Here is a 635-nt window from a genome sequence, read left to right on the forward strand (position 1 = left end):
GGTGTTCCTGATAAAAGCATCACCGCGTTTATCAAAATCGTTCAAGGAAGCAAGGAATTTAAAGAAGGCACAGATTTTAAAAAAACCGGAGACACCATTGATTGGGCACCCGTGGGAGACGAACCTTTAGCAGGGAGCAGCTATAAGGTGACTTACCGCTATCGCGCAAAAATCACCGCTGATAAAGTAACAGCGCAGGAAATCACAGTCTCAGGGGGTGCGGAGGGTGGTGATATTATCGTCAGTTACACTTACAAACTCCCCCGCATTGACCGCATAGGACTGAACACGGGGGGCAATGTCGTCTATATCAAAGGAGTTTCATCAGATCACCCCATGGCACCCAGTGTCCCTGATGATGTGTTGTCCCTTGCAACCATTACCAACAATTGGCTTGAAACGCCGGTTGTGGTCAATGATGGCACACGGGTTGCCCCCTATGATGAGATGTGGCGCTATTTTCAACGAGTGCTTTCGCTTGACCGTCTGATGCAATTAGAACGGATTAAAAGCAATGTTGACTCTAAAGAACCTGTTGCCAAAAAGGGCATGTTTGCAGACCCTTTTCTTGATGATAGTTACAGAGATGAAGGCTTTCAACAAACAGGTGCTGTAGGCAACGGCATTTTACAGCT

1 protein-coding gene is annotated in these 635 nt (G+C 46.9%); it reads left to right on the forward strand.

The genetic code is table 11. The features are described from left to right. On the forward strand, positions 1-635 hold a 635-nt coding region (locus ACFIL3_RS10935), incomplete at both ends, for a DUF4815 domain-containing protein (protein ID WP_375682291.1).

The organism is Bartonella sp. CE47NXGY, assembly GCF_042195415.1.
Lineage (GTDB): Bacteria > Pseudomonadota > Alphaproteobacteria > Rhizobiales > Rhizobiaceae > Bartonella.